23 protein-coding genes are annotated in these 25,463 nt (G+C 68.2%); 9 read left to right on the top strand and 14 right to left on the bottom strand.

Features of this window, described 5'->3' with window-relative positions:
• Positions 1-98: 98 nt before the first annotated feature.
• Positions 99-1,067 carry a hypothetical protein gene (locus GOALK_RS08985; protein ID WP_006358489.1) on the top strand — a complete coding sequence of 323 codons (969 nt, stop codon included), beginning with the start codon at positions 99-101 and terminating at the stop codon, positions 1,065-1,067.
• A 60-nt stretch (positions 1,068-1,127) separates the two neighbouring features.
• On the opposite strand, the gene GOALK_RS08980 is transcribed toward GOALK_RS08985, so the two are convergent.
• Positions 1,128-1,955 carry an alpha/beta fold hydrolase gene (locus tag GOALK_RS08980; RefSeq protein WP_006358488.1) on the bottom strand — a complete coding sequence of 276 codons (828 nt, stop codon included), beginning with the start codon at positions 1,953-1,955 and terminating at the stop codon, positions 1,128-1,130.
• Between the two features lie 82 nt (positions 1,956-2,037).
• Here GOALK_RS08980 and GOALK_RS08975 point away from each other — a divergent pair, with 82 nt between their 5' ends.
• The 3 genes from GOALK_RS08975 to GOALK_RS08965 all read left to right on the top strand — a co-directional run bounded on the left by GOALK_RS08975 (position 2,038) and on the right by GOALK_RS08965 (position 4,667).
• Entirely contained in the window at positions 2,038-2,346 is a 309-nt protein-coding gene (locus tag GOALK_RS08975; RefSeq protein ID WP_006358487.1) for an antibiotic biosynthesis monooxygenase family protein, read from the top strand.
• Positions 2,347-2,398: 52 nt separating this feature from the next.
• On the top strand, positions 2,399-3,034 hold the full coding sequence (locus GOALK_RS08970; RefSeq protein ID WP_006358486.1) for an LON peptidase substrate-binding domain-containing protein: 636 nt from the start codon (positions 2,399-2,401) through the stop codon (positions 3,032-3,034).
• Between the two features lie 133 nt (positions 3,035-3,167).
• The gene (locus tag GOALK_RS08965) at positions 3,168-4,667 is read left to right on the top strand and encodes an aldehyde dehydrogenase (RefSeq protein ID WP_006358485.1); all 1,500 of its coding nucleotides are present in this window, start codon (positions 3,168-3,170) and stop codon (positions 4,665-4,667) included.
• 108 nt (positions 4,668-4,775) lie between these two features.
• On the opposite strand, the gene cydC is transcribed toward GOALK_RS08965, so the two are convergent.
• The 5 genes from cydC to GOALK_RS08940 all read right to left on the bottom strand — a co-directional run bounded on the left by cydC (position 4,776) and on the right by GOALK_RS08940 (position 11,958).
• Positions 4,776-6,488: a thiol reductant ABC exporter subunit CydC gene (gene cydC / locus GOALK_RS08960; protein WP_006358484.1), complete on the bottom strand. Its 1,713-nt coding sequence runs from the start codon at positions 6,486-6,488 to the stop codon at positions 4,776-4,778.
• Positions 6,470-8,194 carry a thiol reductant ABC exporter subunit CydD gene (gene cydD, locus GOALK_RS08955; RefSeq protein WP_006358483.1) on the bottom strand — a complete coding sequence of 575 codons (1,725 nt, stop codon included), beginning with the start codon at positions 8,192-8,194 and terminating at the stop codon, positions 6,470-6,472. The genes cydC and cydD overlap by 19 nt, the downstream gene beginning before the upstream one ends.
• Positions 8,191-9,273 (bottom strand): cytochrome d ubiquinol oxidase subunit II, encoded by a 1,083-nt coding sequence (gene cydB / locus GOALK_RS08950; RefSeq protein ID WP_006358482.1) that lies wholly within the window; start codon positions 9,271-9,273, stop codon positions 8,191-8,193. The genes cydD and cydB overlap by 4 nt, the downstream gene beginning before the upstream one ends.
• Before the next feature lie 27 nt (positions 9,274-9,300).
• Positions 9,301-10,881, bottom strand: a complete 1,581-nt coding sequence (locus GOALK_RS08945) for a cytochrome ubiquinol oxidase subunit I (RefSeq protein WP_006358481.1) — start codon at positions 10,879-10,881, stop codon at positions 9,301-9,303.
• A gap of 207 nt (positions 10,882-11,088) precedes the next feature.
• A complete protein-coding gene (locus GOALK_RS08940; protein WP_006358480.1) occupies positions 11,089-11,958 on the bottom strand; it encodes an aminodeoxychorismate lyase in 870 nt (289 codons plus the stop codon).
• 74 nt (positions 11,959-12,032) lie between these two features.
• Here GOALK_RS08940 and ygfZ point away from each other — a divergent pair, with 74 nt between their 5' ends.
• The 3 genes from ygfZ (at position 12,033) to GOALK_RS23410 (ending at position 14,163) form a co-directional block, all read left to right on the top strand.
• Entirely contained in the window at positions 12,033-13,211 is a 1,179-nt protein-coding gene (ygfZ, locus tag GOALK_RS08935) for a CAF17-like 4Fe-4S cluster assembly/insertion protein YgfZ (protein ID WP_006358479.1), read from the top strand.
• Between the two features lie 3 nt (positions 13,212-13,214).
• Positions 13,215-13,892, top strand: a complete 678-nt coding sequence (locus GOALK_RS08930; protein ID WP_006358478.1) for an MOSC domain-containing protein — start codon at positions 13,215-13,217, stop codon at positions 13,890-13,892.
• Positions 13,893-13,986: 94 nt separating this feature from the next.
• Positions 13,987-14,163 carry a DUF3073 domain-containing protein gene (locus GOALK_RS23410; protein WP_005194294.1) on the top strand — a complete coding sequence of 59 codons (177 nt, stop codon included), beginning with the start codon at positions 13,987-13,989 and terminating at the stop codon, positions 14,161-14,163.
• 328 nt (positions 14,164-14,491) lie between these two features.
• Here GOALK_RS23410 and purM read toward each other — a convergent pair whose 3' ends face one another.
• The 3 genes from purM to GOALK_RS08915 all read right to left on the bottom strand — a co-directional run bounded on the left by purM (position 14,492) and on the right by GOALK_RS08915 (position 17,875).
• Positions 14,492-15,604 carry a phosphoribosylformylglycinamidine cyclo-ligase gene (gene purM, locus GOALK_RS08925; RefSeq protein WP_006358477.1) on the bottom strand — a complete coding sequence of 371 codons (1,113 nt, stop codon included), beginning with the start codon at positions 15,602-15,604 and terminating at the stop codon, positions 14,492-14,494.
• A gap of 82 nt (positions 15,605-15,686) precedes the next feature.
• Positions 15,687-17,294 (bottom strand): amidophosphoribosyltransferase, encoded by a 1,608-nt coding sequence (gene purF, locus GOALK_RS08920; RefSeq protein WP_006358476.1) that lies wholly within the window; start codon positions 17,292-17,294, stop codon positions 15,687-15,689.
• 161 nt (positions 17,295-17,455) lie between these two features.
• Positions 17,456-17,875 (bottom strand): sterol carrier family protein, encoded by a 420-nt coding sequence (locus GOALK_RS08915; protein WP_006358475.1) that lies wholly within the window; start codon positions 17,873-17,875, stop codon positions 17,456-17,458.
• Positions 17,876-17,922: 47 nt separating this feature from the next.
• On the opposite strand from GOALK_RS08915, the gene GOALK_RS08910 reads away from it, so the two are divergent.
• On the top strand, positions 17,923-19,431 hold the full coding sequence (locus tag GOALK_RS08910; protein WP_006358474.1) for a glutamate-cysteine ligase family protein: 1,509 nt from the start codon (positions 17,923-17,925) through the stop codon (positions 19,429-19,431).
• Positions 19,432-19,435: 4 nt separating this feature from the next.
• Here the strand turns inward: GOALK_RS08910 and GOALK_RS08905 are convergent, their stop codons facing one another.
• Entirely contained in the window at positions 19,436-20,515 is a 1,080-nt protein-coding gene (locus tag GOALK_RS08905; protein WP_006358473.1) for an NAD(P)H-dependent amine dehydrogenase family protein, read from the bottom strand.
• Positions 20,516-20,537: 22 nt separating this feature from the next.
• Positions 20,538-21,173, bottom strand: a complete 636-nt coding sequence (locus GOALK_RS08900; protein WP_040004080.1) for a hypothetical protein — start codon at positions 21,171-21,173, stop codon at positions 20,538-20,540.
• 35 nt (positions 21,174-21,208) lie between these two features.
• On the opposite strand from GOALK_RS08900, the gene GOALK_RS08895 reads away from it, so the two are divergent.
• A complete protein-coding gene (locus GOALK_RS08895; protein WP_006358471.1) occupies positions 21,209-22,156 on the top strand; it encodes a glycerophosphodiester phosphodiesterase in 948 nt (315 codons plus the stop codon).
• Here the strand turns inward: GOALK_RS08895 and GOALK_RS08890 are convergent.
• From GOALK_RS08890 to purL, 3 genes are all read right to left on the bottom strand, one after another.
• A complete protein-coding gene (locus GOALK_RS08890) occupies positions 22,145-22,561 on the bottom strand; it encodes a DUF2752 domain-containing protein (protein WP_006358470.1) in 417 nt (138 codons plus the stop codon). The two genes, GOALK_RS08895 and GOALK_RS08890, sit on opposite strands and share 12 nt — an antisense overlap.
• Before the next feature lie 28 nt (positions 22,562-22,589).
• A complete protein-coding gene (locus GOALK_RS08885) occupies positions 22,590-22,952 on the bottom strand; it encodes a CD225/dispanin family protein (protein WP_006358469.1) in 363 nt (120 codons plus the stop codon).
• Positions 22,953-23,099: 147 nt separating this feature from the next.
• Complete coding sequence (gene purL / locus GOALK_RS08880) at positions 23,100-25,394, bottom strand: phosphoribosylformylglycinamidine synthase subunit PurL (RefSeq protein WP_198136072.1); 2,295 nt, start codon at positions 25,392-25,394, stop codon at positions 23,100-23,102.
• Between the last annotated feature and the right edge of the window lie 69 nt (positions 25,395-25,463).

Raw genomic sequence — 25,463 nt, 5'->3', positions numbered from 1 at the left:
ACCGCAGGTCATAATTCGTGCCAAGGTCGATGACCAGTCATTTGATCGTTCGGACATAGTCTCCCGCCGGACCCGGATCGTTGCTAATGTCCCGATCCATGAGTCAGCCGCCGTATCCTCCTGTCCCGCCGTCGGACCCGAACCAGCCGGGTGGACAACCAGGGCAGCAGCCGCCCCAGTACGGGCAGCAGCCGCCGCCCCCGCCCCAGTACGGCCAACAGCCCGGGTTCGGGCAGCAGCCACCGCAGTACGGCCAGCAGCCCGAGTACGGGCAACCGCAATACGGCCAGGCACCGCCTCCGCCGCCCCCGGGTGCACCGCAGTACGGCGATGTCGGCGCATATCCCGGCGGGCAGGGCGCCCCCGGCACCAAGGTCGATGTGGGCGAGGCGTTCTCCTGGGCCTTCAACAAGTTCAAGAACAACGTCGGCGCCATGATCCTGCCGGGTCTCGTGGTGTTGCTGCTCGGCGCTGCGCTCATCGCCGTCGGATTCTCGGCCGTCGCACTCTTCGGTACCACCGAACGGGTCGACTACGGCAATGGCTACTACTACGAGGAGACGTCGCTGGGCTTCGGCGGCTCGGTCCTCTTCGGCCTCGTGTACCTCGTGTTCATCCTGGGACTGCTCTACATCCAGGCGAGCATCATCTCGGGCGCGGTCCGCGTCGCCAACGGCGAACCGGTGACGGCGAAGTCGTTCCTGACCCCGATCCGCTTCGGACCGGTCGTCGGCACCGCGATCCTGGTCGGCATCATCACCGGAATCGGCTACGCCCTGTGCATCATCCCCGGCATCATCGCGATGTTCTTCCTGATGTTCTCGGTGGTCGCCACCATCGACAAGAGCCTCTCGCCGATCAACGCGATGAAGAACTCCTTCGAGCTGACGAAGTCGAAGGTCGGTGACTCGATCATCACCCTGCTGGTCACCTACGCCATCAACCTGGTCGGCGTACTGGTCTGCTATGTCGGGCTGATCGTCGCCGCCCCGGTCGCCCAGTTGTTCCTGGTGCACTGCTGGCGTCGACTCAACGGCGCACCGATCGCACCCGCCGATCCCGCCTGATCCACAGTCCACCCATTCGGGGCGCGCACGAGACATCGTGTGCGCCCCGATCTATCCGGGTCAGGTGTCCAGCCCGGACAGAAAAGCCTCCACCGCACCGCGATACACGTGCGGCGCGTCGTCGTGGACGAGGTGCCCGGCCCCCTCGACCCGTAGATACTGCGCATGCTCGTTGACCTCGTACATGCGGCGCATCTGCCCGGGCGGGGTGACCGTGTACTCGGCTTCGATCACCAGCGACGGCACCGCGACCTCTTCCCACTCCGCCCAGAAGTCGCGAACGCCCCACTCGTCGGCGATCGCGCCCCACAACGGAATCCGGCCATGGAGCCGACCGTCGTCGAATGCCTCGTAGAAGTACCGGCCGGCCACCGGACCGAACATCGCGACCGCGTCGTCGACGGAATCGAAACGCTCGGGCCAGGACTCGAACCAGGGCGTCCAGTTGGTGGTGGTCCGACCGCGGAAGTCCGGTGCCATGTCCTCGACCACGAGCGCCGCCACGAGCTCCGGATAGGCGGCGGCGGTGCACCAGGCGTGCAGGGCCCCCATCGAGTGCCCGATGAGTACCGCCGGTCCGCGGTCGATCCAGGTGAGGATCTCGGCGAGGTCGGCGACGAACCGCTCGGTCGCGAGTTCTGTTGCGCTGTCCGGCTCCTCGACATCGGCGCCGGTGTGAAAGGCCGCGTCGTAGGTGAACACCCGGCCGTACCGGCGCAACCACGGCACCTGTCGCCGCCACGTGCGCCCACGCCCCATCAGCCCGTGCAGCAGGACGATCGGCCGCGTCGTCGTGCCGTCGTCGAGCGGACCGCGGGCGTCGTCGACGATCACCGGACCCCCGTGGTCACGGAACCCGATCTCGCCGATCGCGTGGCTGTCGAACATGGCCGAAACTGTAGCCGCCCGACCGGTGCCTCGAGCCCGGCAACACCGTCACGACCGCACTCGCAACGCCTATGGTGGACGCATGGCTGTTGTGAAGATCAATGCAATCACCGTTCCCGAGGGCGCCGGACCCGAACTGGAGAAGCGGTTCGCCAACCGCGCCCACTCGGTCGACGGTTCCAAGGGATTCCTCGGGTTCCAGCTCCTGCGTCCGGTGAAGGGCGACGACCGCTACTTCGTCGTGACGCAGTGGGAGTCCGAAGAGGACTTCCAGGCGTGGGCATCCGGCCCGGCACGCGAAGCGCACGCCGGAGAGCGGGCCAAGCCGGTCGCCTCGGGTGCCGATCTGCTCGAGTTCGAGGTCGTCCTCGACGCGCGCCCCAGGGCCTGACGGAGCAGCCCTGAGTTCGTCGATCCCCGCCGGCGAGCAGTTCGTCTCGCCGATGTTCCCGCTCGGCACCGCCCTGCTGCCGGGTGGCGAGTTGCCGCTGCGTGTCTTCGAACCGCGCTACCGGCAGATGGTCGGCGACCACATCGAGGAGTCCGACGGACGATCGACCGTGCGCTTCGGCGTCGTGTTGATCGCCCGCGGCTCCGAGGTCGGCGGCGGCGAGGTGCGATGCGAGGTCGGCACGATGACACTCGCCGACGTCACCGATCGATTCCCGGACGGTCGGGCGCTGTTGTCCGGCACCGGCACTCATCGCTTCCGGATCGTCGAATGGCTTCCCGACGATCCGTATCCCCTCGCCCGCATCGAGGTGCTCTCCGAACCGGCCCCTTCCGAGGTCGACCTCGAGCGGTTGCACTCGATCGACCAGCGCCTCCGCGTCATCATGCGGCAGACTCTCGAGGCCGCCGGCAAGGACGTCGACACGATCTTCGCCGCACTCGACATCATCGACGCCGATCCCGCGATGGCAGACATCTCGCCCATCTACCGCTGGGCCAACCGACTCCAGGTCGAGCCCCACGATCAGCAACGCCTCCTCGAGGCCGCCGACCCGTCCGGACAGCTCGATGTGCTCGACGACGTCATGGAAGGACTGGAGGCCCGAGCGGCGTTCGGCCGGGGCTGATTCGCGCCGCCCCTGGCGGCGAAGTTAGAACGTGTTCTAGTATTGCGTGTGCCGTAGTTCACACTTGCCCGCGTGCGGAGAGAAACCCGCCGCTGACCGGCAAGAACCCGTCCTCCTGAGGAGCACACGCGTAATGACCGAGACCGTGGAGTCCCACACCGCAACAGTCACCGGCGGCGGGGATCAACCCCAGTTGCTCATCGGCGGCCGATGGGTCGACCCCCATTCCAGTGAGACCCTCGAGGTCTTCTCCCCCGCCACCGGGGAGCGTGTCGGATCCGTGCCGCACGCCGACGCCACCGACGTCGACACCGCGGTCAAGGCCGCACGCGCGGCCTTCGACTCCGGCGTCTGGAGTTCGACGCCCCCGGCTCAGCGCGCCGACATCATCGCCAAGGTCGCCGACCTCATCGACGAGCGCGGCGACGAGATCACCGCGCTGGTCTCGGCCGAGATGGGCGCCCCGCCGAGTGCGATCGCCACCCTGCAGCAGCTGCCCGGCACCGGTGTCCTGCGCGCCTACGCCAACGCCGCCCGCGACTACCAGTGGGAGGAGTACCGGACCGGCCTGTTCGGCACCACCCGCATCACCCGCGAGCCGGTCGGCGTCGTCGGCGCGATCTGCGCCTGGAACGTTCCGCTGTTCATCACCTGCAACAAGATGGGCGCGGCCCTCGCCGCCGGCTGCTCGGTGGTCCTCAAGCCCGCCCCGGAGACCCCGCTCACCGGTAACTACGTGGCCCAGCTGTTCATCGAGGCCGGCGTGCCCGCCGAGGCGATCTCGGTGGTCACCGGCGGCACCGAGACCGGCCAGGCCCTCGTCGCCCATCCCGACGTCGACAAGATCACCTTCACCGGTTCGACCGCCGCGGGCAAGGCCATCGGCGCCGCCTGCGCCGAGACCCTGAAGCGCTGCTCGCTCGAGCTGGGCGGCAAGTCGGCGGCGATCGTCCTCGACGACGTCGACATCGCCGCGAACGCCTTCATGCTGACGTTCCTCGGCCTGTTCAACACCGGCCAGGCCTGCGTCGCGCAGACCCGAATCCTGGTGCCGCGCAGCCGCCAGGACGAGATCGTCGCGGCGATGGTCGAGGCGGCGAAGGCCATGAAGGTCGGCCTGCCGTCGGATCCGGAGGCCCAGCTCGGGCCGCTGATCACCGAAAAGCAGCGCCAGAAGGTCGAGGAGTACATCGAACTCGGCAAGAAGGCCGGTGCCACACCGGTTCTCGAGAGCGAACGTCCCGCCGGTCTCGACTCGGGCCACTTCCTCACCCCGACCATCTTCACCGGCGTCACCAACGACATGGCCATCGCCCAGGAGGAGATCTTCGGCCCCGTCCTGTCGGTCATCGCCTACGACGACGTCGACGAGGCCATCGCCATCGCCAACGACTCCGACTACGGACTCGCCGGCACGGTGTGGACCAACGACGTCGAGCGCGGCATCGAGATCTCCACCAAGATCCGCACGGGCACCTTCGGGATCAACTGGTACGCAATCGATCCCGAGTCCCCCTTCGGCGGCTACAAGAACTCCGGCATCGGCCGCGAGAACGGCCGCGAAGGCCTGGAGTCCTTCCTCGAGCACAAGTCGACGATGCTGCCGATGGGCTACGAGGTCTCCAGCAACTAGACCCTCACCTCTCACAGGGGGAAATACCGGGGCCGGACGCCGGGCGTCCGGCCCCGATTCCGTTGTCCCACTGCTGCCTGAGGTGCGAGGAGCGATGGGGTACCCCCGTCAGTGGGCGGCGACCGGCGCCAGTTCCACCACCCGCGCGTCGCCGACGTCCGCGGGGAGCTGGTGGGTCACGACCACGACGATGCGATCGGGTCCGAAGAGGTCGTCCTCGACGCCGAGGAGGCGTCTAAGCAGGCCGGCGGCATCGTCGGCGGAGAGGTGTTCGGTCGGTTCGTCGAGCAGGACCATCGGTGCCGGGTGGAGTAGTGCACGAGCGAGGAGCAGGCGTCGGCGCTCGCCGCCGCTGACGGCGTCGGCACCGCCGGTCAGGGTGGTGTCCAGACCGTCGGGAAGCCTTGCGGCCCAACCGTCGAGGCCGACGGTCGTCAGGGCCGCGAGGATCTCCTCGTCGGTGGCGTCACCGCGCGCGACGCGCATGTTCTCGCGGACCGATGTCGAGAAGAGATGTGCCTCCTCGGCGAAGTAGCAACCGGCCGAACGGAGTTCGACGGGCCCACGGCTCGACGTGTCGACACAGGTGATGTCCCCGTCGACGGGATCGAGCAGGCCGGCGAGGGTGAGCAGCAGCGTGGACTTGCCGACTCCGCTGGGTCCGACGACCGCCAGCCTCGATCCCGGCCGCAGGTCGAGGTCGAGGCCGTCCTCGGGTCCGAGGACGTTCCGTTCCGCGCGCCCCCATCGCAGTCCGTCGGTCGACACCTCGACCATCCCACGGTGGACCGCCACATCCGCACCGGACGGCCCGGTGCCGTCGGCGGCGTGCGCACCGTCGACGAGAGCCATGACCCGAACGGCACTCTGGCGACTGCGCTCGATCTGCAATCCGGCCTCGGTCAGCGGCGCGGTCGACTCGAAGGCCGACAGCGGCAGGAGGACCAGCACGCCGAGGATCATCGGGGTGAGCCCCTCGCCGGAGGCGATCCCGGCGAGGGAACCGGTTGTCTGCGATGCCAACTGGATGGCGATCACACATGCCGCGACGAGTGACGCACCCATCGCGAGTGGGGTGGCCGCAGCGGCTGCCGCCTCCAGCTGACGCCCCCGATCGGTGGCCGCGAGATGCCGGCGGTCGGCGTCTGCAGCGGTCTCGAGCAGCTCTCCACGCCGACGCGCGACGACGAGTTCGGAGGCGTGCCACAGTGTGGTCGTCGTCGCCTCGGCGGATTCGGTGGCCGCGCGCGACCCGTCCCGGAGGGTGGAGGCGCCACCGCGCGCCGCGAGCCACGGGGCGACGCCACCGCTGATGACGAGCGCGACGGCGAGCACTGCGGCGGCGGGCAGCGAGACCAGTGCCATCACGACGACCGCGGCCACGGCCGTCGTCACCCCGACGCCGATGGGGATGAGTCCGCGGATGAGCGCGTTGCCGATCTCGTCGATGTCATCGCCCGTGCGGGTCAACAGATCTCCGCGCCGGAGAGTGACCGAGTAGGCGGGCGAACCGGTTGCGAGGGCCGTGTACACCCGTTCGCGGGCGGTCGTCATCGCACGCAGGGCGAGATCATGGGTGGCGAGCCGTTCGAGGTAGCGGAACAGGCCGCGCGAGATGCCGAGTGCCCGAACGGCGGTGATCGCCACCGACAGGTACAGCACCGGCGGCATCTGCCACGCGCGGGTGATCAGCCACGCGGACAGCGCCGCGAGGCCGAGCGCCGACAGCGAACCGCCGACGCCGAGCAGCAGGGCCTTGGCGACCGCGCCACGGCGCAGGCCGAGGAATCCGAGCGCCCGGATCAGTGGGTCGTCGCGCATGGCACACCTCCGTCGAATTCGACGACCTGATCGGCGAATTCACGCGCGATCCCCCGATGGGCCACCACGATGACCGTGTCACCGGCGCGTGCGCGCTCGCGGAGCGCGGTGAGCACCGCACGTTCGGAGTCCTCGTCGAGGTGGGCGGTCGGCTCGTCGAGGAGCAGCAGCGGAGCCGGGGATGCAAGCACTCGTGTCAGCGCGAGTCGCTGGCGCTGGCCGGCGGACAGTCCGACGCCGCCCGCGCCGAGCCGGGTGTCGAGACGGTTCGGCAGCTCGAGCACCACGGAGTCGAATCCACTGGCCGTCGCGGCCCGGTCGGCGGCGTCGCGGTCGAGGGCGCCGAACAGTTCCACGTTCTCGCCGACCGTGCCCGGCACGACGACCGGTTGCTGCGGCAGCCAGGCGATCTGTTCGTACAGGGACTCGGGATCGGCATGGGTGACCGGGATGGACCCGATGAGCACCGACCCGTCGTCCGGTGTCACCAAACCCATGATGGCGGCCAGGGTCGTGGATTTCCCCGACCCGTTCGGGCCGGTGAAGAGCGTGAGCGAGCCGGGCGCGATGGTCGCGCGCAGGGACTCCGGCGCCCAGCCGTCACGACCGTGCACCCCGAGGTCGAGGATGGTGATCGGCGCGCCCGCAACGGTGATGCCCCGGCCACCGCTGACCGGCATCGGCGCCGCGTCCTCGGGAGAGTCGATCAGCTCGAAGACCTCCCCGGCGGCGGTGACGCCGTCGGCGGAGTTGTGGAACTGTGCGCCGACGCGTCGGAGAGGCAGATACGCCTCGGGCGCCAGGATCAACGCGAAAACACCTGCGTAGAGCGACATCTCGCCGAACACCAGGCGCAGACCGATGCCCACGGCGACCAGTGCGACGCACAGGGTGGCGAGCAGCTCGAGGACGGCCCCGGACAGGAACGCCACCCGTAGCGAACTCATCGTGGAACGCCGGTGTGCCTCACCGAGTTCGGCCACCTGGGCGGCCGGGGCCTCGGCCCGGTTCAGTGCCCGCAGCGTCGGCAGGCCGGCGATCAGATCCAGCAGCTGCGCGGTCAGCCTGCTCATCGTCGCCAGCTTGCGGCTGGTGCGATCCCGGGTCATGAGCCCGACCAGGACCATGAAGATCGGGATGAGCGGCAACGTGATCAGGATGATCAGCGCCGACGGCCAGTCGGCGAAGGCGATCACCACGGTCACCGTAGGCGTGAGGATCACCGCGGCCACGAGCGCCGGCAGGTATCCGGACAGATACGGCCCGAGCGCGTCGAGTCCCCGCAACAGCACGGTCGCCGCATGCTCACGCAGCGTCAGCAGCGTTCGCGGTGCGGTCCGACGCGGATCGGTGAGCACATCGAGTGCCTCGGACCGCAATTCCGCGATCGCCTGTTCGGCCGCGCGGTGCGCATATCGGTCGTGCCCATAAGCCATCGCGGCACGGGCCGCCATCGCGACCGCGAGGACGACCAGGTGCGCCCACTGCGCGTCGAAGGACCGCTTCTCCGGGAAGACGATCAGCTCCGACAGGATCGAGGCGGCCGTACCCGCGGCCACGATGATCGCGATCACCTGCGCGACGGCGAACGCCGCGGTGACCGCGACGTAGCGCCGGGTCGTCGGTGAATACCGCAGCAGGCGCGGATCGACCGGCGGCCGGGCCGCACCCCGCCGCGTGGCCGCCGACCGTTCCAGCGGCGTCACTCGCCGAAGGCGCGCAGGGATCGCAGCCCCGCCGGCTTGGGCATGATCTCCACGGACAGGCGCTTGCGGAACACCCAATAGGTCCAGGCCTGGTAGGCGATCACGACGGGTGTGACCAGAACGGCGGCCCAGGTCATGACGACGAGGGTGTAGTGACTCGACGAGGTGTTGTCGATGGTGAGGTCATACGCCGGATTGATCGTCGACGGCAGCACGTCGGGGTACAGCGACCCGAACAGGGCCGCCACGGTGCCCACGATGGCGATCGAGGTCGCGGCGAACGCCAGGCCCTCCTTGCGCACCTGGGTGGCACCCACCATCACCAGGGCGGCGACCGCGGCGGTCAGCACCGGAATCCAGGTCCACGCACTGCCGTAGGCGAACTGCGTCCACAACAGGAACGCCCCCGCGACGACCAGCGTCGGGATCGACAGCCGCGATGCGTAGCGCATCGAGTCCTCGCGAAGCGCGCCGTCGGTCTTCAACGACAGGAAGACGGCGCCGTGGGTCAGGAAGGCCAGCAACGTGGTCAGGCCGCCCAACAGCGCATACGGGTTGAACAGGTCGAAGAATCCGCCCGTGTACTGCGCGTCGGCGTCGATCGGCAGACCGCGTACGACATTGGCAAAGGCGATGCCCCACACGATGGCCGGAATCCAGGAGCCGAGTCCGATCCCGACGTCGCACCACATCCGCCATCGCGGGTTGTCGATCTTGCCGCGCCACTCGATGGCGCAGACCCGCGTGATGAGGCCGATCAGGATCAGGAACAGCGCGAAGTAGAAGGCGGAGAACATGGTTGCATACCAGCCGCCGAAGGCGGCGAACAACGCTCCACCCGCGGTGATCAACCACACCTCGTTGCCGTCCCAGACCGGTCCGATCGTGTTGAGCAGCACCCGCCGACGGGTATCGGGGTCGGCGGCCGGCTCATCGGACGCCACCCGTGCATCGCCGCCGGTGTGGCTGCGGCCGAGGAAGGGCATCAGCATCCCGACGCCGTAGTCGAACCCCTCGAGGACGAAGTAGCCGACGAACAGCACCGCGATGATCAGGAACCAGACTTCCGGAAGTCCCACTGGTCTCTCCTATGGTTGGGTCGGCCGTCAGTACGCGAACGAGAGCTGTTTGGGCTCACCGCTGTCCGCGTCGGGGTCGGAATGTCCCGGCGGTCTGGAGTCATAGGTCGCCGGCCCCTCGATGACATATCGCCGCTGGAGCATGAACCACACGACACCCAGCGCGCCGTAGAGCAGGGTGAAGCCGATCAGCGTCACCCACACCGTCGCCGCCGAGTGGTTCGAAACCCCGTTCTGGACGAGCATGTTGATCCGCATCGGGTCGAGGTCGTTCTCCCAGTTGGGCGCAACGACCCACGGCTGACGTCCCATCTCGGTGAAGATCCAGCCAGAGCTGTTGGCCAGGAACGGTGTCGGGATCATCCACAGCGCGAGAGTGCCGAACTTGCGGGATTCGACGACTCGCTTGCGACGCGTGAGCCAGAGTCCCCCGAGCGCCACCACGACCGACCCGAGAGCCCAGGTGATCATCGCCCGGAAACTCCAGTAGGTGACGAACAGGTTCGGGGCGAAGTTCTGCCCTGCGGGCACACCTGGTTGTCCCGCGAGCGCCTCGGTGTACTGCTGCTGCAGTTCCTCGACGCCCTGCAGGGTGCTGTCGAAACTGTGGTCGGCCAGGAACGAGAGGATCTTCGGGATCTCGATGACGTGCTCGATGTTGTCGCAGTTGTTCTGCCGCCCGATGGCCAGCACGGAGAAGCCGGCGCCGGTCTGGGTCTCGCACAGAGATTCCGCCGCAGCCATTTTCATCGGTTGCTGGTTGAACATGATCTGCGACTGGATGTCGCCGGTGATGAACAACCCCACACCGGAGGCGATCACGATCCAGAGAGCCAACCGGGTGACCGGCCGCCAGAAGCGTCGGGCGTCGAGCTCGAGATCCTCGGGGGTGGCGTCGATGTGGCTCGGCGAGGTCGTCTTGGGCATTTCCGAGGTGTCACCGGTGTCGATGGCCACACGGAGTTTCTTGGCGCGCCACATGTTCCGGGCCATCCACCAACAACCGATGGCGGCGACGAAGGTGCCTGCGGTGAGGAAGGCACCGGCGATCACGTGCGGGAACGCCGCCAGTGTCGTGCTGTTCGTGATCACCGCCCAGAAGTCGTTCATCCTCGGCCGGTCTCGCGTGTCGTCCCACACCACGCCCACCGGGTGTTGCATCCACGAGTTCGCCGCGATGATGAAGTACGCCGAGGCGATGACGCCTATCGAGGCGAGCCAGATGCACGCCAGGTGCACCCTGCGCGGCAGCCGATCCCAGCCGAAGATCCAGAGTCCGATGAAGGTGGACTCGAGGAAGAACGCAACGAGCCCTTCCATCGCGAGCGGGGCGCCGAACACGTCCGCGACGAATCGGCTGTACTCGCTCCAGTTCATGCCGAACTGGAACTCCTGGACGATGCCGGTCGCGACACCCAACGCGAAGTTGATCAGGAAGAGTTTGCCGAAGAACTTCGTCGCGCGCAGCCACTGCTCGTTGCCGGTGACGTGCCACACCGTCTGCATCACCGCGATCATCGGTGCGAGACCGATGGTCAGCGGCACCAGGATGAAGTGATAGACGGTCGTGATACCGAATTGCCATCTGGAGACGTCCAGAGCGTCCATGTATGCCTCGAATCAGGTCACCGGCTGAGCCGGCGGGTGCCGACGTCGCCTACTACTTTTAGTAGTAGGCCCTGGGCGCGACGTTACGCCTGGCCACCGACCCTGTTCAAGCGCCAAAAGTCCCATCACTGCACTGTCGCTGGTGCATTCGCTCTCACCCGCGAACAGGTGTGACGCGGGCCCGGGATCATGTGTGAGTGACCGGGATCAATTGTCTTCCGCGGCGATGGCTCGGTCCACCAAATCGGAAAACCGGTCGGCGTCGGCCGGCACCGGCATCACGTACCGGTTGAGATGGGTGACCCGGGCCGCGAGCGTCACGCTGCTGACGAGCCAGACCGAGTCGGCCGCCACGAGATCCTCCGGGCGCAGGATCTCGGCCTTGGTCTTCCAGCCCTCCGCATCGGCGAGATCGAAGACGGCCTGGGCAGTCGTCGAGGCGAGGATGCCGATCTCCGTCGGCGGGGTGACCAGCGTGTTCCCGTACACCGCGACCACCGTCGATCGCGGCCCCTCGAGCACCGCCCCCTCGCTGCTGACGAAGATGACGTCGTCGTAGCCCTCGGATGCGGCGTGACGGAGCGCGGCCATGTTGGTGGCATAGCTCAGCGTCTTCGCACCGAGCAGCTGCCATGGCGCCCTGGCGGCCAGGTCGATGGAGAAGCCGCGATCGAGGGTGACCACCGAGACGCCGTCGGCACGCGCGGAGGCGACGCGTTCGGGCACCCGCTCCACGGTCAGGTAGGCCGTCGGGGCGTACCCGTGTTCGCGCCCACGGGTGTAGACCAGACGCAGCAACGCCTCGTCCGACGTGCCGTGCTCGGCAGTCCACAGCTTGACCGCGTTCTCGACGGCCGCGCGCCACTCGTCGGGATCCGGTGCCGGCAGCTCCATCGCGGTCGCGCTACGGGCGAGGCGCTCGAGGTGCAGGCGCACCCCACGCGCCCGGCCGGCGCGGACGAGCAGGGTCTCGAAGACGCCGTCGCCGCGCACCGCCGCGAGGTCGTCGGCGTGCAGGAACGGTGCATCGGCATCGTGTTGGGTGCCGTCGAGGGTGAGCAGGATCGAATCCGACATGGATAAGAGGCTCCCACGACCGGCCGGCCCCGGCTCAACACCCCTGGTGCGCGAGCGACCCGTAGAATCGACCCGTGAGCCGTTCACCCATCCTGACCAGGCATTCCGAGGGCGGGGCGGTCCCCGGCCCCGGTGAGTTCCACTCATCGGAGACCCCGTGGCACTTCGGTGATCCACTCGGGGAACAGAGAGCCGCCTCCACCGGGGTCATCGTCGTCGACCGCTCCGACCGCGCCGTCGTCGAGATCCCCGGCGATGAACGCCTGAGCTGGCTGCACACCATCTCGAGCCAGCACATCGCCGCGCTCCCCGACCGCCGGAGCGCGGAGAATCTGTCTCTCGACGCCAACGGTCGCGTCGAGGAACACTTCGTCCTGACCGACATCGACGGCGTCACCTGGGTCGACACCGAGGGCGTACGCGGCGAGGCCCTCGCCGGGTTCCTCGCCAAGATGGTGTTCTGGGCCAAGGCGCAGCCGGCCCCGCGAACAGATATGAAGGTACTCACCCTCGTCGGCCCCGGTGCGGTGACCGGACCGGTCGCCGAGCTGCTCGAGATCCCCGCCGACGCGGACGTCTACCAGGCGGGCAACCTGCCGGAGACGCATCACGAGGACGAGCCGCTGGGATTCTGGCGACGGATGCCACCCCTCGGCGAGAACCGCGACCTGCCGGTCGTCGACGTCGTCCTGCCCGAGTTCGTCCTGCTGCGCTGGTGGGACGCACTCGTCGAGGCCGGCGCCCGGATGGCGGGCAGCTGGGCATACGACGCGCTGCGCGTCGCCGCCCGCCGCCCCCGGCTGGGTGCCGACACCGACGAACGGACGATCCCGCACGAGGTCGACTGGATCGGTGGTCCGGCCGAGCAGGGCGCCGTCCATCTCGACAAGGGCTGCTACCGCGGCCAGGAGACGGTCGCCCGTGTTCACAACCTCGGTAAGTCGCCGCGACGCCTGGTACTTCTGCATCTCGACGGCAGCTCGGATCAGCGTCCGACGACCGGCGACCCCGTCACCGCGGGCGGCCGCACCGTCGGCCGTCTCGGCACCGTCATCGACCACTACGAGTGGGGCCCCATCGCGCTCGCGCTCGTCAAACGCAACGTCGGTGCGGACGTCGAACTGACGATCGGTGCCGAGGAACCGGTGAGCGCACGCATCGATCCGGACTCCATCCGCGAGGACGATCACGTCCAGGCCGGTCGCGCCGCCGTCGAGCGGCTGCGCAGCGGCTCGGCCACCCCGGGTACCTGACGCGTGGACACCGGAACCGTGCTGGCCGTCTGCGCGGCCGGCCGTGACGTCGTCCTCGACAAGATCGGCCCGTCCGCGATCGACAAGCGCCCTCTGGCCGGCCGCGCCGACGTGCACGAGCTCGGACTGGCGGCCGATCACCAGCGCAACCGCAGGCATCACGGCGGCGTCGATCAGGCGGTGTACGCCTACGCCGAACCCGACGCACGACGCTGGTCCGAGGAACTCGGACGTGAGCTTCCTTACGGCTGGTTCGGCGAGAACCTCCGGATAGACGGGGTCGACGTCACCGACGCCTTCGTGGGTGAGCGGTGGCAGGTCGGTGACGACGGACTCCTCCTGGAGACCACCATCCCTCGTGTACCGTGCCGGACCTTCGCGGTGTGGGCGGATGAGCCCAGGTGGGTGAAGAGATTCATGGACCAGGCCGATTTCGGCGCCTACCTGCGCGTTCTGCAGCCCGGTACGGTGGCCGCGGGCGATTCGGTGACAGTGATCCACCGTCCCGATCACGGTGTGCGGGTCCGGCAACTGCTCGTCGACGCCGACCCCGAGTCGATCGCCACGCTGCTCGCCGCCGACGATCTGCCGGTCAAGGTCCGACGCGAGGCGCAGCGAATCATGAGCAAGGTGAAGAGATCGGGCGGCGCGGCGAGGCAGGGCGCGGCACACAAGTCCTGAAGGCGCGCTAGACTGGTCAGCACGACAGAATTACTTCAAGAGAACGGGGCCGCCAAATCGTTGGCCGCCCCGTCATTTTGCGAGGGGGTCCCGTATGGGCCGCGGCCGGGCAAAGGCAAAGCAGACGAAGGTTGCTCGTCAGCTGAAGTACTCCACTCCGAACACCGATCTCGAAAGCCTGCAGCGTGAGCTGTCCGGGCAGACCAGCTCGGTAGATCGTCCGGATCCGGTGGATGAGTGGTTGGACGAGGACGAGTGGCGACGCGCCTGAGGCGCACCGCTCGTGGGTGCCGACCTCATCGGCGACACCAGATCTCACCCCGCCACGACCTCTCCGCTCAGCGGACCCGCGGTAACGCGGGTTGATGTTTTCGTAGGTATCAGACGGCCGCAGGTGACTGCGGCCGTCTGATGCGTGCGTGGTCGTTTCTCGACATCGGGCGATGCTCGCCGCGGCGACAACCGGCGATGAGCATCGCTGCTCTGTGGTGTCCAGCGGTAGGGTGCGATCGACGCGTCTGACAACGAGAAAGCGGCGGGAACCGGAAGGTCCCCGCCGCTTTGGCGTCGGTGTGAGAGGCGCTGTGCGCCCGTGACTTTCAGAAGCGCGGGTGCTCGCCGACCAGGGAGACGCGCGAGCCTGCTTCGGTGTTCTTGGGGTCGGTGGACCGCTTGATCGTGCCGAGCACCCAGTTGTCGACGTGCCGGGCCGTCAGGACCGCCTGTGCGCGGTCGGTGTCCTCGGGCGCGACGACCGCGACCATGCCGACACCCATGTTGAAGGTGCGCTCCATCTCGAGCTGCTCGACGCGTCCGCGCTGCCCGATGAGGGCGAAGATCGGGGCCGGGGTCCAGGTGTTGCGTTCCAGCTCGGCCACGAGGCCCTGCGGGATGACGCGGGCCAGGTTCTCCGCGAGTCCGCCGCCGGTGATGTGCGCGAACGTCCGCACGTCCGCCTCGGCGATGAGCGCCAGGCAGTCGCGGGCGTAGATGCGGGTCGGCTCGAGCAGTTCCTCGCCGAGCGAGCGGCCGAACTCCTCGACGTGGCCGAAGAGATCCATGTGGCCCCACTCGAGCAGCACCTTGCGGGCGAGCGAGTAGCCGTTGGAGTGCAGGCCCGACGATCCCATGGCGATGACGACGTCACCGGCACGGACACGGTCGGGGGTGAGGACCTTGTCGGCCTCCACGACACCGACGGCGGTGGCCGACAGGTCGTAGTGGTTGTCCTGCATGAGTCCGGGGTGTTCGGCGGTCTCGCCGCCGAGCAGCGCACATCCGGCCTCGACGCAGCCGTCGGCGATGCCGGCGACGATCTGCGCGACGGTCTCGGGGACGACCTTCCCCACGGCGATGTAGTCCTGGAGAAAGAGCGGCTCGGCGCCGCAGACGACGAGGTCGTCGACGCACATGGCGACGAGGTCGCGCCCGACGGTGTCGTGCTTGTCGATGGCCTGCGCGACCGCGAGCTTGGTACCGACGCCGTCGCTGGCCGCAGCGAGGACCGGCTCGCGGTAATTGCCCTTCAGTGCGAAGAGACCCGAGAAACCGCCGAGGCCACCGAGGACCTCGGGACGCGAGGCACGTTTCGCGTGCGGGGTGATCAGCTCTACGGCTCGTTCACCGGCGTCGATGTCGACCCCGGCCGCCGCGTACGAAGCCGGCGGCGTAACGCCCGTCGTCTCGTCGGCCGCCGCATCCCGCTCCGTCATCTCCGCAAGCACCCCTTGTCAAAAGTTGTTCTCGGCGTGTTCGCCGACGATCACACGGTACCGGAGTGCCCTGCGCCCTGATTCAGGGACGCATCACTGCGCTGACGTTGTCGTTGGGCTTGGTCAGCGGGTCGACGGTCCCGTCGTGGGCAGCGGAGGCCAGCATCTGTTCCAGAACCGCCTTGCCCATGGAGGTCTCCTTGGGCAGTTCGATCGGGTACTTGCCGTCGAAGCACGCCGCGCACAGGTTCGATGCGGACTGCTCGGTGGCACCGATCATCTCGTCGATGCTGATGTAACCGAGCGAGTCGGCGCCGATGGCCTGGCGCACGCCCTCGACCATGCCCTCCTCGGACTCCATGCCGTTGGCGATGAGTTCCGCCGGGGAGGCGAAGTCGATGCCGTAGAAGCAGGGCCAGCGGACGGGGCTGGAGGCGATCCGCACGTGTACCTCGGCGGCGCCGGCCTCGCGCAGCATGCGGATGAGGGCGCGCTGGGTGTTGCCGCGCACGATCGAGTCGTCGACGACGACGAGACGTTTGCCGCGGATGACCTCGCGCAGCGGGTTCAGCTTGAGTCGGATGCCGAGCTGACGGATCGTCTGCGACGGCTGGATGAAGGTGCGGCCCACGTAGGCGTTCTTCATCAGACCCTGCCCGTACGGGATGCCCGAGCCCTGGGCGAAGCCGACGGCCGCGGGCACACCCGACTCCGGCACGGGGATCACCAGGTCGCCCTCGGCGGGGTGTTCCTTGGCCAGGCGCCGACCGATCTCGACGCGGGTGGAGTGCACCGACCGGCCGTGGATGTTGGAGTCCGGGCGGGCCAGGTAGACGTACTCGAAAACACAGCCCTTCGGCGTCGGCTCGGCGAAGCGCTTGGTCCGCACGCCGTCGGCATCGATGGCCAGCAGCTCGCCGGGCTCGATGTCGCGGACGAAGGACGCGCCGACGATGTCGAGGGCGGCGGTCTCCGAGGCGACGACCCAGCCGCGGTCGAGGCGTCCGAGCGAGAGCGGACGCACACCGTGCGGGTCACGTGCCGCGTAGAGGGTGTGCTCGTCCATGAAGGTCAGGCAGAAGGCGCCCTTGAGAGTCGGCAGCAGTTCCATCGCGGCCTGCTCGATCGAGCTGTCGGCGGCGCCGTGCGCCAGGAGCGCACCCACGACATCCGAGTCCGACGTCGCCGCGGAGCTCTTGATGCCCTTCTCCCGAGCGCGGGCGGCGAGATCGGCGGTGTTGACGAGATTGCCGTTGTGACCGAGCGCGACGCCGGTGCCGGCATCGGTGGTGCGGAAGATCGGCTGCGAGTTCTCCCAGGTGGTCGAACCGGTGGTGGAATAGCGGCAGTGCCCGATGGCGACGTGGCCGCTCATCGCGCCCAGTGTCTGCTCGTCGAACACCTGGCTGACGAGGCCCAGATCCTTGAAGACGACGACCTGGCTGCCGTCGCCGACGGCGATGCCCGCCGCCTCCTGTCCGCGATGCTGCAGCGCGTAGAGGCCGTAGTAGGTGAGTTTGGCGACGTCCTCGCCGGGTGCCCAGACCCCGAATACCCCGCACTCCTCGCGCGGTTCGTTCTCGGGCTGGTCCAGCGGAGCGGGTTCGGGCGCGCACCCACCGGCTGCGGAGCATCCACCGGCCGGCGTGGGAGCGAGCAGGTTCACGTTGGCGATCGAGCGATCAGTCATCGACTAGCTCCCCTGGGCTGCGAATCGGTTAACACGTCAATGTGCTGGGAGACAGTTTCGGAGTTTACGTGCCCGTTGCCTCACAGAGCGAATCTTCCAGCGGTGTCCGAAGCGCCGTAATTCCACGTGAACACCGGGAGTGACGGATCACACTCGTCGGATCACTCGGTTCTCGACGCGCCCGGGCCCAGCGGAACCAGCGGCAGCAGCCCCGCCACCAGGTCCGCGCGGTGGCCCGATGCGTCGAGTTCACCGGCGCCGAGCGCGGCGTCGTAGGTCAGCAGACCGGTCACCATCAGCAACCACGTGCGCGGCGAGGTCTCGACGACGTTGGGCGGCGTCCCGCGCGTGTGGCGCGGGCCCTCGATGCACTGCACCGCGACGAACGGTGGGACGCGAACCTCGACCGAGTTGCCCGGGGCGAGGTGTTCGAGCGTGCGGGCGGTGAGGCGGACGGCGGCGGCGAGAGCCGGCCGCGACGGCGCGGGGGCCGATTCGTCGCCGAGCCAGTCCGCGACCGCGAGGACTGCGGCGCGGACCTCTGCCGGGTCGGGTCTCTTACGCGGGGGCACGTCAGTCATCTTGCAACGGCGGTTGACGCCGCCCGAATTGGGGCAGTATGTGACGCATGGGCGCGGAAGTGACCAAACAGGAGTTCACCGGCGAGGATCGCGTGAGGTTCCGCCGGCAGGTCAGTCGTGGTACCGACGCGATCGCGCGGATGCTCGCCGACGGGCTGTTCACCGATCAGGGGCGGCCACCCAAACCCCTCCTCGGCATGGAGGTGGAACTCAACCTCGTCGACGAGCAGATGCGTCCGGCCATGGCCAACGCCGCCGTCCTCGAGGCGATCGCCGACCCCGACTATCAGACCGAACTCGGGCAGTTCAACATCGAGATCAACGTCTCGCCGCGGCCCTTCACCACCGACGACACGATCTCGCTGGAACAGGCGCTGCGGACGTCGTTGAACCGCGCGGAGGAACGCGCCGCCCGCACGGACAACCACCTGGTCATGATCGGGATGCTCCCGACCCTGAAGGCCGAACACTTTGCCCATCAGTGGATCTCGGCCAACCCCCGCTACGACCTGCTGAACGAGCAGATCTTCAACGCCCGCGGCGAGGACCTCGAGATCGACATCAGCGGTGTGCCGCTGGGCGACGGCCATGACACCGAACGCCTCCACACGTCCACCGACTCGATCCTCCCCGAAGCCGCCTGTACCTCGCTGCAGCTGCACCTGAGGGTGGCCCCGGAAGACTTTGCCGCGCATTGGAATGCCGCCCAGGTGATCTCCGGGATACAGGTGGCGCTGGCCGGCAACTCCCCGTTCCTCGCCGAGACCGCCCTGTGGCACGAGAGTCGCATCCCGGTCTTCGAGCAGGCCACCGACACCCGGCCGCTGGAGCTGAAGAACCAGGGCGTCCGGCCACGCGTCTGGTTCGGCGAACGCTGGATCAACACCATCTTCGACCTGTTCGAGGAGAACACCCGCTACTTCCCTGCTCTCCTACCCGTCTCGACCGACGTCGATCCGCTGGCCGAACTCGATGCCGGACGTATCCCGACGCTCGACGAGCTGCGGCTGCACAACGGCACGGTCTACCGCTGGAACCGGCCCGTGTACGACATCCACGAGGGGCAGGCACATCTGCGCGTCGAGAACCGGGTGCTGCCCGCCGGACCGACGGTCGTGGACACGATGGCCAACGCCGCCTTCTACTACGGGGTGGTCCGCGGGCTCGTCGAGGCCGACCGGCCGCTGTGGTCGCAGATGTCGTTCAACGCGGCCGCGGAGAACCTACAGTCCGGTGCGCATTTCGGCATGGAGTCGCAGCTCTACTGGCCCGACGTCGGCTGGGTCCGACCGGACGAACTCGTACTCCGGCGCCTGCTGACCCTCGCCGAGAAAGGCCTTCGCGCATACGGCGTCTCGGACAAGGCCCGCAAGCGGTATCTGTCGGTGATCGAGGGACGCTGCGTCACCCGCCGGACCGGGTCGGTGTGGCAGCGCGAGGCCGTCGCCGCCCGCGAGAAGGCCGGCGAGAGCCGGTCGGCGGCGCTGAGCGGCATGCTCGCCGATTACGTGACTCTCATGCACGAGGGCGAACCCGTGCACACGTGGGACATGTGAGGGGTCAGCCCCGCGTCACCAGACCCCGCCCGGTGATGAGCGGTAGATCCAGGGCGGTCACCAGGCCCGGCTTCGCATCGACCACGGCGGCAACCGAATTCACCAGCCGCATCGCCGTGACGATCATCCCGGAGACGTTGTGGTCGCCGTTCTCCCCGTGATGACCGAACTCGACGGTCATCTCCGGCTCGCCGGAGATCGCGATCCGGTAGCAACCGTCACCCTCGTGCGGGGTCGGCCACTCCGGGCACTGGTCGGCGTGCGTGCGCGTGTAGTGCTCCAGCACAACACGATCCACTCCGTCGACCTGACCGGCGACCTCGAATCGCAACGCCGCCATGGTTCCCTTCGGGATCTCCACCGACACCGTCGAATAGTCACGGTCGGCCTCGACGCGTTCCACCCGTTCGACGAGCGGCTCGTCGAGGGTGAGGTCGAGTCCGGCGGCGATCTGCCGCACCACGCTGCCCCAGCCCATCGACAGGATGCCCGGCGACAGCAGCAACGGCGTCGTGTCCATCGGCTGCCCGAAGCCGAACAGGTCCCGCATGACAACCGGCTGGTAGTAGGTCGAGTAGTCCGCGATCTCCTGGCACCGCACCTCGTCGATCCGCTGGGAGAGACTCGTCAACGACAGCGGCAGAACGTCATTGGCGAAACCGGGGTCGATGCCGTTGACGTGCAGACTGGCACCGCTGGACTCGCCGGCCGCGGCGATCCGGTCCAGCAGTCTGTCCGGCAGGATTCCCTTCGGGAACTGCAACACGACCGGACCACTGGAGACCACGTTGATCCCGTTCTCCACGAAGAAGATCAGATCCTCGATCGACTCCATCACCCGGTCGTCGGTCATCGCGGTGTGCACGATGCAGTCGGGCTTCAGGGCGATCAGTGCGTCGCGGTCGTCGGTCGCGGCGACGCCGAGGTCACGATCGAGGCCCGCCAGTGCGCCGGCGTCTTTCCCGACCTTGTCCGGACTCGACACCCAGACCCCGACGAGTTCGAGGTCGGGATGGGCGTCGATCCCGGCGATCGCATGTCTTCCGACGGTTCCGGTCGACCACTCGACCACACGCAGAGTCATGCCCCTCAAACTAGAACACGTTTCAACTCTGCAGGGCCGGTTCGGCGAGAACAGGTCGCGACCGCAACCAGAGTCCGGTGACCACCGCGACGGTCGCGGCCATACAGATGCCGGCCAGGACGAAGGCGACCGCCATCGTGATACCGGGGGTGGACTCGTCGATGAACGGACCGGGCAGGAAGGTGAAGACCAGTCCCACCGTCCAGGCGGCCGCGTTCACCGGTATCCACTGCCATGCGTGGGGGATTCGGTTCCGCAGAACGACGTACTGCGCCGAGGGAATGCTGATCAGCAGCGCCACCGCACCCGCGCCGGCCACGATCCAGGTGAGGGGATTCCCGAAGTCGATGTCCGCCCCCAGGTCGACAAGACTCGACGGCGCCATCCCCAACGACCAGGCGATCATCGCGCCGACCGCGGTCGCCGGAACCCATCGCGCGGTCGGGACCTGCCACGACGTCCCGCGGAGGGCGACTGCCTGACCGAGACCGAGCAGCGCGCGCTCGCCGGCCCCACACACAACCATGAGCAGCCAGGCCCATCCGACCGGTAACCCGGTGATGGCGGAGATCGCGAACCCGGCGACCGGGATGAGGAATCCGGCCGACTCGGCCATCGTCACCGCACCGACCCACCTGGGCATCGAGAACGCCGCCATCTGCCAGACCCTACCGGGACTAGTCTCGGAAGACGATGTCCCAGACGAGCACACCATCAGCGCCCGATCCGGCACGTCCGCCGCTGTACGTCGACTTCGACGGGCACCGGACCATGCTCAAGTGGCACCGGGGTCGTCGGCGCGCCGACGACCCGGCCTTCACCGCTTCTCGCATCATCGAGGGGATGCGGCTGGGCGCGAGCATCGAGGTGGACCTGGTCATCCACGCCGACCGCGGTTTCGCGGTCCTGCACGACCGCGTCGTCGATCACGCCACCACCGGCACCGGGGCGATCTCGGCGCTACCCGCGGCCTACCTCCGCGGACTGTCCCTGCGCGACAACCACGGCAAGGCGCTCGACGAGCCGGTCCTGTTACTCGAGGACCTCACCGAGCTGTTCTCGACGGTCGACATCGCACCGTCGTCGATCCTCCAGCTCGACTTCAAGGAGGACGACGCCGCCCTCGATCCACGTGCGGTGCACACCTTCGCGCGCAGCGTCGAGCCGCTGGCGTCGCACTACATCCTGTCCTGCGGCGATGCGGCGGCCGTGGCGCGCCTGACGTCGGCGGCCCCCGGGATTCGCGTCGGTTACGACCCCTGCCATCACGGTGCCGCCGACGCCGCGATCCGGTCCGGGGACTTCGAGGGTTTCGTCGCGCGTGCGCTGGCCGCGTCGCCGAACGCGGAGATGGTCTATCTGGAGAACCGCTTGATCCTCGCCGCGGACCGGCGCGGTGTCGATCTCGTCGACGCCTTCCATCGCCACGATCGACTCGTCGACGGCTACACGGTGACCCGTGTCGGACCTCGTTCGGTCCCGGATATCAGGCGGCTCTTGGAGTTACGGGTCGACCAGATCACCACCGACGACCCGGATGGACTTGCCGCGCTCGATCTCGACGCGGCTGCCGACGCCGGCGGGTCACGACTGGTCCGATGGGTCCGGCGCACCGGACGCCGCGGCCCGTCAGACGTGTAGGGACCAGAGCGGTTCCACCGGGATGTTCCGGACCACGAACCAGCCGAGCACGGCGACGAGCAACACGACGGCGGAATAGCGCATGTTCTGCCAGCCGCGAATCCGCCGCCCGGTCCACAGCCGCAGGCAGTAGGCGCCGAATGCGAAGAGCAGCAACCCGAGCGCGAGGACAAAGGCCGCGTTGTAGTGCAGGGACGCGAACAGATCACCGTGCAGGAGTGAGTAGAGCGCACGCTGCGACCCGCAGCCCGGACAGGTCACACCGAGGATCAACTTGGTGGGACACATCGGGAGTACCCCGCCGGGCGTGGTGGGATCTCCCAGCAACACTGCGGCACAACAGATCCCGGCCCCGACGACCACGGTCGCCGGGCCGAGGACCCGATGGTTCGAGAGGACCGACACCCGCTCCAGGACGGCCCGTTCGAACCGTTCAGTACGTGGACGTGGTGGCGCTTGCACCGATGATCAACGCCGCGAAGATGAAATAGACGACCACGATGAGGATCGAGCCGACGATCCCGATGATCGCGCCCCACATCGCCCACTTCTTGGCGTCGTCGGCCGCCTTCTGAGCACCGGCGAAATCACCGGCGGCCCACAGCTTGCTGACCGAGGTGGACTTGACGATCGCCACGATCCCCAGGGGCAGGCAGCACAGCACCGTCGTCAGGATCGCCCACACGAGGTTGTTGTCCGGTTCGGGACCGGGCGCGTATGCGCCGTACGGCTGCTGTCCGTAGCCGGGCGCCGCGCCGTAGTTCGGCGGCTGGTTCGGATCGTGGGGATAGCTCATCTGCGCCCTTTCGACTCTCGCTGAGAACCCACGGAGCGTATCCGACCCTGACCGGATTCGTCGGGTCGGTGAATCAGATTGCTTTCAACGGTATACGCGCACCGTTCCCGCAGGAGGGAACGGTGCGCGCTACAACGATTCGGCTCGCTACGCGGTGTCGCCGAAGAGACGCGGCAGCGTCGCCTCGTGCACCTCGCGCAGCTCGGCGAGCGGCACCGAGAAGTAGTCCTGGACCTCGACCTCGTCGCTGCCCTGGTCGACCACGCCGATGCGCGTCCACGGCATGCCGCGGGCGTCGAGCATGGCGGAGAAGCGGGACTCCTCGGTGCGCGGCACGGCGACCAGCACGCGTCCGGCGGATTCGGAGAACAGCCAGACGAAGGGGTCGGCATCCTCGGGCAGCAGCAGCCGGCAACCGGTCTCGCCGGCCAGCGCCGCCTCGACGACGGTCTGGATGAGCCCGCCCTCGCTGAGATCGTGTGCGGCCGAGATCAATCCGTCGCGCGACGCCGCGGTCAGGATCTCCGACAGCAGACGCTCACGCTCGAGGTCGACCTCCGGCGGCACGCCACCGAGGTGGTCGTAGGCGACCTGCGCCCAGATCGAGCCGTCGAACTCGTCGCGGGTCTCGCCGAGGAGGATCAGCGTCTCGCCCGGTTCGGTGCCGAAGCCCGTCGGGATACGACGATGGACGTCGTCGATCACACCGAGGACACCGATGACCGGCGTCGGGAGGATCGCGGTCGCACCGGTCTGGTTGTAGAAGCTCACGTTGCCGCCGGTGACCGGGATGCCCAGCTGCGCACAGCCGTCGGCGAGTCCGCGGACCGCCTGCTGGAACTGCCACATCACCGCCGGGTCCTCGGGCGAGCCGAAGTTGAGGCAGTTGGTGACGGCCTTGGGCGTCGCACCCGAGACGGCGACGTTGCGGTAGGCCTCGGCCAGCGCCAGCTGCGCACCGCGGTACGGGTCGAGGAAGGTGTAGCGGCCCGACGCGTCGGTCGCCAGCGCGATTCCGCGGCCGGTCTTCTCGTCGATACGGATCATGCCGGAGTCGGCGTGCTCGGCCAGGACGGTGTTGCCGCGGACGTAGCGGTCGTACTGGTCGGTGATGAACTGGCGGCTGCACAGCGCCGGGCTGGCCAGCATCGCCAGCAGGGTCTCGCGCAGCTGATCCGGCGTGCTCGGACGCTTCAGCGGCTCGGTTGTCGACGCGACCACGGTGTCCTGCCAGTCCGGACGCGCCACCGGGCGCTCGTAGACCGGGCCGTCGTGGGCGACGGTGCGCGGCGGCACGTCGACGACGGTCTCGCCGTGCCACGTGATGACCAGATGATCACCGTCGGTGACCTCGCCGATCACGGTGGCGAGCACATCCCACTTGCGGCACACCTCGAGGAAGGCGTCGACGTTCTCGGGAGCGACGACCGCGCACATGCGTTCCTGCGACTCGCTGGACAGCACCTCGGCCGGGGTCATGCCCTCGGCGCGCATGGGCACCTTCTCCAGGTCGATGTGCATGCCACCGTCGCCGGCGGCCGCGAGTTCGCTGGTGGCGCAAGACAATCCGGCACCGCCGAGGTCCTGAATGCCCACCACGAGCCCGGCGTGGTAGAGCTCGAGGCAGCACTCGATGAGCACCTTCTCGGTGAACGGGTCGCCCACCTGGACACTCGGCAGCTTCTTGCGGCTCGGGCCCGAGGTCTCGTCATCGTCGAAGGTCTCCGACGCCAGGACCGACACGCCGCCGATGCCGTCGAGTCCGGTGCGCGCACCGAACAGGATGATCTTGTTGCCGGTTCCCGACGCGAAGGCCAGGTGAAGGTCCTCGACGCGGAGCACACCCGCACAGAGTGCGTTCACCAGCGGGTTGCCCGCATAGCTGGCGTCGAAGACGGTCTCGCCGCCGATGTTGGGCAGGCCGAGGGAGTTGCCGTAGCCGCCCACGCCGCGCACCACACCGTCGACGACGCGTCGGGTGTCGGGGGCGTCGGCCGGGCCGAAACGCAGCTGGTCCATGACCGCGATCGGGCGCGCGCCCATCGCCATGATGTCGCGGACGATGCCGCCGACACCGGTCGCCGCACCCTGGTAGGGCTCGACGTAGCTGGGGTGGTTGTGCGACTCGACCTTGAAGGTCACCGCCCATCCGTCGCCCACGTCGACGACGCCGGCGTTCTCACCGATACCGGCGAGCATGTTGGCCCGCATCTCCTCGGTGGTGGTCTCCCCGAAATACCGGAGGTGGACCTTCGACGACTTGTAGCTGCAGTGCTCGGACCACATGACCGAGTACATGGCGAGCTCGGCGTCGGTGGGTCGACGGCCCAGGATCTCGCGGATCCGCGCGTACTCGTCGTCCTTGAGTCCGAGTTCGCGGAACGGTTGCGGATGATCCGGGGTCGAGGAAGCGGCTGAGACGGTATCCACCTGGGCACTCACGGTGACAAGTCTAGGCGGGCCCGGGCGGTCGGAGGCGACGGGGCGGACCATCCGATGTTCGACGGGTCC

Origin of the sequence: Gordonia alkanivorans NBRC 16433, assembly GCF_000225505.1 — a bacterium.
Lineage (GTDB): Bacteria > Actinomycetota > Actinomycetes > Mycobacteriales > Mycobacteriaceae > Gordonia > Gordonia alkanivorans.
This window is presented reverse-complemented; position numbering and strand designations above follow the sequence as displayed.